We start from the raw sequence: 9,057 nt of genomic DNA, 5'->3' as shown, positions 1-9,057 counted from the left end.
CTTCCTGGGTAGTTACTCCAGAAGCCGGATCGGCGAGCAGCGATCTGAAGTCGTCGAGAGTCGACGCGCAGGCGTCGACTGGAGACGAGCCAGCCCTGATACGCTTCATCATCTCCGCGCTGACATCCGCAAAGACCCCGTCCAGTCCGGCTGCCAGGCAGATAATGTCAAGATAGCGTACCGAGACACCATTCAGAGCGTAAGTCGCGATGCCGATCCCAAGTGACGGACTGCTCGGGAGCTGGGTGATTCTCTCGCTGTGTCTTATCGGGAGGAGCACGCGCAGCTCGCCCGCATTGCCAAGCGCAAGACGAATGCTTCCGAATCCGGTCTCGATTCCCGTATCCACGCTGGGAATCCCGAGCTCGCTCGATGCGTGACCACTACGGCGCAGCATGGACCACTCTTCGAGCGACGGCTCAGTGGACACGGCCGGCCTCGAGCTGTTCGGCGATCTCGTCCTCGATGTCTTCGAGATCGTCGGCCGATGGTGGTTCCAGTCTCACACTGTAATATCCGCCTGACCCGTCTGCCGACCCGGGGAAGACAATCCCGAAGCCGACCAGATCTCCTACGGCTTCAAGGGCGACGCGCTGGCCCGACGCCTTTCTCGGCGTAGAGTTCCTGTCGATCGGATAGAGCAGCAGGAGCGGCACGTTGCCGACGACACCCGCGCGCACGGCCTTCAGCCTGGTCCAATCTGTCTCTGTCGCGGCGTCTCCGCCATCGGCGCAGTCGAAGAGGACGTCCCTTCGCGACATCAGCGCCTTGATGTCGGCGAAATCATCCGGCCGCTCCAGTCGCGTTCTTGTCGAAAGCCGTACCTGGCCCAGCTCGCCCATCGGTTTTGCCGACTGGTCCCCGCTTCTCGGTTCGACGACTCCGACGTTCCATGTCCGCGCGCTGTCGCCAGATGCCTCGATGTAACCCAGCAGGAACTCGGCAGAGAGCTCCCTGTGGGACGCCTGCACCGAGTATGCCCGGAGAAACTGCACTATCAGGCGGCCGGGCACACTGCGAAACAGGATGCGCGTCGATTCCCGGTCGCGTAACCCGAGGTCGGTGGCCTGTGTCATCAGATGGGCGGCGGCGGTCCAGTTTCCCCGGACGATCTCAGGCCTGCGATGATCGAAGCGGATCGTCTGCACGTGCTTGCCGGCATAGCTCACGTCGGTGAGGACGGCCGCTCTCATCTTGCTTGCGGCTGTGATCGCCATCCCCGGTATCGACCTCACCCTGACCGCGAATTCCATCGGAGTGGTCTTGCGAACCGCATACTCGGCGACATCCCCCCTGATCTCGGCCTCGATGAGGGCGAGCGAACGGAATGCCGTACTGAGCGAATCGGTCATCCAGATGCGCGGCATGTCTTCGTATCCTGGCCGATAGCCGAACCACCGTCCCATCTGCAGCAGCGTGTCGTACTGGCTGGATGTGCGCAGAAAGTAGCTCACGCACAGGCCCTCGATCGTCAGGCCACGAGCGAGGATGGAGCCGCCGACCACGATGTACGTGCGTGAAGGGCCATCGTAGTCGATCCGATCTTCGCTGGTGCCATTCTCGACAGGAACTTCCAGCGCCTCGAGGACCGCCGGCATGAACGGCATCAGCTGATGTCCGGTGACGTGGGGCAGGGCGCACAGGTCGTCGGGAACGCGCTGCTGCTCGGCCTCCCAGAGCCCGAGCATCCGTACCCCAAGAGCAGATAGGGGGTCCGTGATCTGGTCGGCGATCACCTCGAGCCATGCCTTCACCAGAGTGGCCAGTCGCTCATGCATGATCACGTATGCCGATGTGTGGATCAACATCGACATGTGGCTGTCCGCATCGCCTCGAAACCGTCGCGCTGCGCAAGACGCCAGGAAATACAGGACCGCATCTTCGAGCGATTCCGTCATGCGTGGCTGAAAATGATCCTTTTCCGCCCGGCTCGGAGGCTGAAGGAACGCGATGTCGTCCTCCGGGATCTCCCGGATCATGTCGAGCCCCTCTTCTTCCGGCTGCGGGGAATCCGCGTCGATCGGCGGGCGGCCGAACAGACGCTCGGTCCCGAAATAACCTTCCGGCGTCGGCAACGCGGTTATGAAGTCCTTCGGGTAGAGGTCGTCGAGTTCCCTGCCCCCAGCGGGAAAGGGATTGATGAGCACGTTCGCGAACGGCGTGGCGGTATATCCTACGTAGGAATTTGCCGGGATCTTCTTGAGGATGAGGCGGATCCTCTCGTTTATGCGCGTCATGTCGTACTCGCCCGAGGCCGTGTTCACACTCGCCTGGTCGCACTCATCATCGATGACAAGGACCTTGAGACGGCGCAGAATCGCGGGCAGGGTACGCTCGAGTGTGAGAAGCAGCTGTCCGAGCGGAGCAACATTCTTCTTCACGACTGCGAGCTGCGCCGCCCCATCCACGGGCATCGGAAAGCCGCCATTAGGCGGCATCCTGAAATCGCCCTGCTCGTCTTCCCGAGTCTGGAGCTGCCACTGGTCTCTCAGCCGATCGACCAGATCCTTCTGCATGCGCCCCTGGGTCTGCTTGCGAAGCTTGTTCGTGAGGCCAGCCAGAATGATCACCAGATTGTAGCCGGCGTCGACCGCCTTTGCGATGACGGCGGTCATGTTGGCGGTCTTGCCGGACTGAACGTGTCCAACGACCAGACCACGACATGCAAAGCTCTCCTTCGAGGGATTTTCAAGCAGCGAGACGATCTCGTTCGAGGCCTTGCCGATGCGGTCATCGACCGTGTCTGCGGACCAGCCCTTGGAATCGACGAGATACGCCCGCAGCGCGGGCCAGTGACGATCAGTTTCCGCCGGCCCGTGATACCAGTCCTGGCGGATTCGGAAGATCGAATTCACCCTGAGAATTTCGACGGGTCGAATGGATCCGCGAACCTGTTCGATGGCGGCGGCGAAATCCTGCTCGGTCTCGGTCGAGAAGCGGCCAAGGAACGGTTCGAGATCCTGCCGGACGAGGCGAGCCGCATCATCCAGGCCGTCTGCCGATGACAGTCGCGCGCGCAACTGCCTGACAAACGCATCCATTTGTGTCGCTGATACCGACATCGCCCGCCCCGCCGTGAATAGACTCATCGCCCCGAATGGAGTTTGTACGCCGCAGGCCATCGGCTGCAAGCTGAAATGAAAAAATCGCGAACGACTTCGTCACAACAGCCGTACGCGAATATCCGCGTGATCTTGCAAACGGGCTTAGTCAGGCAACATACGACAGGTTCATTTCGTTTTCTGTTGCATCGCGTCTCTCGGCCGTCAGAATCACGAAAAGAGCTTCACCGATCCAGCGGGCAAGGAGAGGCGGCACCGCATTGCCAACCTGGATATACTGCTGGGTGCGATTGCCTTGGAAGAGATAGTTGTCCGGGAAGGTTTGAAGACGCGCAGCCTCGCGTACCGAAAGGCTGCGACACTGCATTGGATCAGGATGGATAAAGTAGTGTCCATCCTTCGAGATGTGACTTGTAACCGTCGTTGAAGGACCGCCCGAGAGCTGCACCCTGAAGCGATCGGCAAACTTGCCGGAATTCCAGTTCTCGTGCTCCGGTGCGAGCTCCTCTGGAAAATCCGAAGCCTTCGGTGAGCGGCCGACGACTTCGGCGAAAACAGCTGCAAAGAAATAACGCGCAAGATCGCTCGCCATGTGGCTACGAGTCGCATGATTTGGCAGCGTCTCCAGCCTGGGATCGATCAGCCAGTCGCGAAGGTGGGAGGGGCAGTCCGGCGAGATGCCGACGCCTCGCGCCTCACGGCCAGGTATGTCGTTCAGACTCTCGAAGTTCGTACGATATTGATGAGCCGTCTGCGCAAAGGCTGCTTGCAGATCATCGGCCAGACCAGTGTCCACGTCGGCAACAAAGGCCATGGCGATGCTGACCATCTGTTTCCATTCCTCCCCGCTGTCGACGCCTCGGCTGAGACCGCTGCGCAGCTTCGGCATCCGATCCAGTACATTGCCGACGGTTGCAGTCAGGCTATGGCGAACCATCAGATCGGCGAGGGCCGAATCAGGCAAATCCGCAGCCAGGTCGGACCTGAGGCCGACGACGATCACCCGGTGGCGTGCTTGGGGAATTCCGAAATCCTCGGCACGAACTATGAAATCGGTGGCGCGTGGTTCAAACCTGCCAAAGCCAAGTTGTCCTCGGCTGCGCGGATCCAGCGCAATCAGCCGGTATTCTTCTCCGTGGGGCCGGTCTCCGCGCAGGTCACGAAGTACCTGATCGAAAATCCGATTCTCGCCATCGACCGAAGAGGACAGCATGCCCTTGACGTTTTCCATGACAAAGGCCGCTGGCCGGAGTCGATCGAGGATGCGGATGTATTCCCTGTACAGGAAGTGCTTATGATCCTCGCTGGCCACATATCCTTCCTTGCCCTGGTTGCGGGCACGGCCAACGAGCGAATAGGCTTGACAGGGCGGGCCGCCGATAAGGATAACATTGCCGTCGCTTTCGGTCCGGATGGCGTCGAGACGATCGTTCAGTCGATCGTCGGGGTTCTCCTTGCCAAGCTCGAGCTGCCAAGCTTCCTCTTCCGCAGCCGCCCATTCCTTCGGATACTGTTTGGACCAGTCGGGTATGTCGCCCCCCTGATTGATCAGATCGTAGTAACTTTCAGGAAGGGAATTGCCGAACTGGCGCAGGAAGCTGCGCAGCTGCAGGGTTGAGTGCGCCGCCTTGTCCTTCTCGATCGACAGAGCAATTTTGAACGCGCGCTTTCCATCGGCGCCGGAAACGCTCGAAAACCCTTCTGCCAGTCCTCCAGGACCTGCAAATATGTCAACAACTGAATATGTTGGCAAGAATCACGCGCTTTCGACCCTAGGGAGCAAAAGTCCGATTAATATCAGCTCTGCGGGGAAATGACAGGCTTGGATCGATGGCAGATGTAGTTGATCAGGCGACCCGTTCTCGGATGATGTCCGGCATTCGAGGGAAGAATACCGGGCCGGAAATGGCGTTGCGAAAGGCGCTGCATCGGTCTGGCCTGCGATATCGGTTGCAGGGGGCGCTTTTGCCTGGCCGACCAGATATAATTCTGTCTTCGCGACGGGCGGTGATCTTCGTCCACGGATGCTTCTGGCATCGTCACACGGGTTGTCACTGGTGCAGCACACCAGCGTCAAGGTCGGAATTCTGGACTGCGAAGTTCGATCGGAACGTGACCCGAGACCGCGAGGTTGTCGATGCCTTGCACGCCGATGGCTGGCGCGTCGCCATCGTCTGGGAGTGTGGACTTCGGGCCGCGTATCTCGATGAGACGGTTGTACGGGTGCTGGCCTGGGTGTGGTCGGAAAGCGGTGATTTCGAAAGCGATCTTGTTCGCCCGCGTGCCGGTTCTCGAGTTTGAATTCGCTGACCAAGAGTGAGGGTCATGTTACTCGGAGTGTCGAATTTGATAAACCAGCGATCACACACTGAGAATGTGACATATCCTGGGTGTGATTTAAAACAGACCCAGGATATGTCACGCACGACAACGTGACAAATCCTGGGTATGATCGCAATGAGACCCAGGATATGTCACGCCCATGGACCGGACACAAACAACCCAACGCCAACAACTGGCCGCCCTCCTGGACACGCAGCCAATTGTGCGCGCATACGAACTCCGCAAGGCTGGGATTGCGCCCGAGACGATCTCGCGCGCTGTCCACAATGGCCAACTCATCCGCATCTCCCGCGGCCTCTATCAACGCGCCGACAGTGAAGTCGAGCCCGAGCAGGCGCTCGCTGAAGCTGCAAAGAGAGTCCCCAAAGGCGTCATTGCTATGGTTTCGGCGCTAGCGTTTCACGGGCTGACCGACCAGATGCCTCGCCAGATCTGGGTTGCTATCAGTGCCAAGGACTGGGGGGCGCCGGCGCCCTCATACCCGCCGATCCGCATCGTCGAACTTCGTGACAAGTACATGGACCAAGGAATCGAGCATCATCGGATATCCGGAGTCGACGTTCCCATCTTCTCGATCCCGAAGACGCTCGCCGATCTCTTCCGCAACCGCAAGCTGGTCGATCGCTCGGTTGCCGTCGAAGGGCTGAGAGCTGCGCTCGACCAGCGCAAGGCCACACCCGGTACAATCGCGGAAGCGGCAATCGCAGGCGACGCCTGGAAGATCATGCGCCCTTATCTCGAGGTTCTGACCTCGAATGGCTAGAGGCACTACAAATCAGGCTGCCTCGATCAAGCAGCGGTTACTGAACCTCGCGCGAAAGGAAGGCCGAATCTATGAGGTCGTGCTGGTGCGCTATGCTCTCGAACGATTGCTCTATCGCCTGTCGATCTCGGACCTGCGCGATCGATTCATCCTGAAGGGTGGCATGCTCGTTACCCTGTGGATTGAAGGTGGCAATCGAGAGACGCGAGACGCCGACTTTCTCGGATATGGCGACGCTAACCCGGAAAAGCTTAAAGCTGCATTTGCCGATATTATGGCAATCGGTGCGGATGATGGGCTCGTATTTGACATTAAAGACCTGACTGCAGCCCCTATCCGCGAAGAGATGGAATATGGCGGGGTGCGCCTGCGCACGACGGCCTTCCTGGAACGGTCTCGAATCCCAGTTACGATCGACATAGCTTTCGGCGACGCCCTCGCTGCCGCAGCGCAGCAGTTCGCATATCCATCGTTGCTTGGAATGGAGACTCCGCAGATACGGACCTATCCCCCGGCAACAGTTATCGCTGAGAAATTTCAGGCCATGGTCGCGCTGGGCATCGCCAACGGTCGCATGAAAGATTACTACGATCTGTGGGCGATCCCCAAGGCAGTCCCTCTCGCAGATACGGATCTGGATGCTGCTATCCGAGCGACTTTCGAGCGGCGACATACTGACATTCCTGACGGTAGGCCACCTGGTCTTTCAACGACATTGCTGGACGATGCGACCAAGCAGCGCCAATGGCATGCCTACGCACAATCAATCGACCACGACGGCCTGTCGCTGGTGGAGGTTGTGGATGCCGTCTGGGCGCTGGTGGGACCATCGTGCGCGCGCATCAGATCGTCTGACAATTAAATTGTGGCCCGTAACCCGGACGTATCTGCAGTAAATGGCACCCTGTTGGCAGCTCGCCAATCCGAGTGACGCTGTGTTTCGACCGACAGCCTACAATAGTCGTTGAACCGGGATGCAAGCCAGAAACGGAAGTCGGTGCGGCTGGTACCTTGGATAAGGGATAAACAAGATGGGGGACGATGCCGGGGACAATGCGCGAACGCTCGAGATCGATCTCGGCGAAGAGTTCGAAATGGATCTGGGGACGCTTGATCCACACGCTTACGATCGGATTTTCGTTTACGTTCCGCTCCCTTCATTCGGGTCAACCCAGTCCTATCGCGACATCTGCGGAGATCTTCTTGACGCTTCATGGGCCATCGAACGGATGGCCGCATATGCGAAGCGTGTCAGGACCGAAAACCGACCCGGAGACTACCGCTGCATCAGGGCTGTCCTCATTGGACCAAGGCCGGGAATATTCGACGCCATTGCCGACTGTGCGCTTCTGCTCGGGGAACTCGAGGATTTCACAGACGATGCAGAGCTGGAGAAGCTGCAGAACCTTCGCGAACAGGTCTATGACTATGAGGACAACCTGGAGACCCTGGTGCCCCGAGCGCCCGAGATTATCGACGGGTATTTCGCCAACCTTCACGAAGCGAACAGCGAGTTGCGGTCCGAAGCGCCGGATGCATGGAGCAGCCAGATGGAGCGCTTCCCGGAGCGTCGCCTCGGATTTCATCGCAGCGGCTTCAGCGGCATACTAGGCGCTAGCTGCTATGCTTCGCGGTCCGGATGGCTTGTGCCGGTAGCGATCGGGCCTGACCGATTCTTCGTGGAAACGGATCAGAAGTACCGTCTGGATGACTTCCTGCCCGCCGACTTCGTGATCGTCAACGGCCAGTCGTTTGTGCATCACGAGGGTCTCCTGGTTCGCTTCCCATCGAGGCGGTATTTCGAATCACAGGTTTGCGCAGGGCTCGTGACCCAAGACGACGAGTATGCCGCGCGCTGGTCATCAGATCCTTTCAGCGCGCTCCGTTCACCGGCGGCACAAGAAACCACTCCCGCAGGACTCTCGACTTCGGACGGCCTAGAAGGCATGTCAATGCTTGCGGAGGGTTGCTACCTTCACGAGACTGGAACGCTTGCGTTCGTCAATGATGGCTACTTCCTCCATTTCCTCTACGACATCCGGCCGGCGCAGCTGCAGATGGCCAAGGCGCTCCGCGAGGCTTCGGCGCAAATGGCCGAAGAGCTTTCCACTGCGACCGGCGCCGCCGCGTTCCTTGAGTACGATTGGACGAGCTTGGATGACGAGGCCTTCGAAGAGCTTTGCTACCAGCTGATCTTCGACAACCCGAAGTTCAATTCCGAGACCATTCGGAAGCTCGGCAAATCGAAGTCGAGGGATGGCGGCCGCGATATCATCATCCATGAGGCTACAATAGGCCCTTGGGTGGAGCCGAAGAAGTGGATTTTCCAGTGCAAGCTTGTCACCAATGGTTCGTCCCTCGGAGCGACACGCCTTACAGACGTTGGCGACATGCTCGAGCAATACGGCGCCCAAGGGTTCGGCGTGATCACCTCAGCTCAAATGGACGCCACACTGTACGACAAGCTCGACACGATCTGCACGAAACGCCAAGTCGACCAATACCATCTGTCGGTTCTGGAGCTTGAACGGGCGCTAGGGCGCAATCGCCGCGTCAGGCAGAAATTCTTCCCCGCATCATGATCTATCCCCTCAGCGCCCAACATAAAGACACGACCGGGGCGCCATCACGAATTCCATGCGGCGTTTCTCGCGGCTATTGAAAGCTTCCTCGCCTTGCCGCTGGGCTTCCGCGTCTCGTTGACGACGTTTTCGCTCGCTTTCTCTCGCCGACTGTCGCTACCGCCGCTAGCCATTTTATTCTTCAAGCCGTTCCGCATGGAATGCCTGCTTTCCCTTCGCGACCCAAAGGTCCCGCGCATGCTCGGCTTCTTGGCTCTGCAACTTGGCGGCGATCCAGAGTAGCGCGCCATATATGATGGTGCGATCA

The 9,057-nt window shown here is 59.1% G+C and carries 8 protein-coding genes; 4 read left to right on the top strand and 4 right to left on the bottom strand.

Annotated elements, in window-relative coordinates; translation table 11 throughout:
• The 3 genes from EN781_RS34810 to dcm all read right to left on the bottom strand — a co-directional run.
• On the bottom strand, window positions 1-349 hold a 349-nt coding region (locus tag EN781_RS34810), incomplete at its 3' end, for a hypothetical protein (protein WP_210213479.1).
• 70 nt (window positions 350-419) lie between these two features.
• Entirely contained in the window at window positions 420-3,041 is a 2,622-nt protein-coding gene (locus EN781_RS17030; RefSeq protein WP_210213478.1) for a Z1 domain-containing protein, read from the bottom strand.
• A gap of 169 nt (window positions 3,042-3,210) precedes the next feature.
• Window positions 3,211-4,815, bottom strand: a complete 1,605-nt coding sequence (dcm, locus tag EN781_RS17025) for a DNA (cytosine-5-)-methyltransferase (RefSeq protein WP_127400171.1) — start codon at window positions 4,813-4,815, stop codon at window positions 3,211-3,213.
• 77 nt (window positions 4,816-4,892) lie between these two features.
• Here dcm and vsr point away from each other — a divergent pair, with 77 nt between their 5' ends.
• The 4 genes from vsr to EN781_RS17005 all read left to right on the top strand — a co-directional run bounded on the left by vsr (window position 4,893) and on the right by EN781_RS17005 (window position 8,750).
• A complete protein-coding gene (gene vsr / locus EN781_RS17020; RefSeq protein ID WP_127400170.1) occupies window positions 4,893-5,363 on the top strand; it encodes a DNA mismatch endonuclease Vsr in 471 nt (156 codons plus the stop codon).
• A gap of 181 nt (window positions 5,364-5,544) precedes the next feature.
• Complete coding sequence (locus tag EN781_RS17015; RefSeq protein ID WP_127400169.1) at window positions 5,545-6,168, top strand: AbiEi antitoxin N-terminal domain-containing protein; 624 nt, start codon at window positions 5,545-5,547, stop codon at window positions 6,166-6,168.
• 79 nt (window positions 6,169-6,247) lie between these two features.
• Entirely contained in the window at window positions 6,248-7,030 is a 783-nt protein-coding gene (locus EN781_RS17010; protein ID WP_245492602.1) for a nucleotidyl transferase AbiEii/AbiGii toxin family protein, read from the top strand.
• Window positions 7,031-7,199: 169 nt separating this feature from the next.
• Window positions 7,200-8,750, top strand: coding sequence for a restriction endonuclease (locus tag EN781_RS17005; protein WP_127400167.1), 1,551 nt, complete (start codon window positions 7,200-7,202; stop codon window positions 8,748-8,750).
• 174 nt (window positions 8,751-8,924) lie between these two features.
• Here EN781_RS17005 and traD read toward each other — a convergent pair.
• Window positions 8,925-9,057: conjugal transfer protein TraD (gene traD / locus EN781_RS17000; RefSeq protein WP_145965530.1), on the bottom strand; the 133-nt coding region annotated here is incomplete at its 5' end.

This window comes from Mesorhizobium sp. M4A.F.Ca.ET.090.04.2.1 (assembly GCF_003999085.1).
Lineage (GTDB): Bacteria > Pseudomonadota > Alphaproteobacteria > Rhizobiales > Rhizobiaceae > Mesorhizobium.
This window is presented reverse-complemented; position numbering and strand designations above follow the sequence as displayed.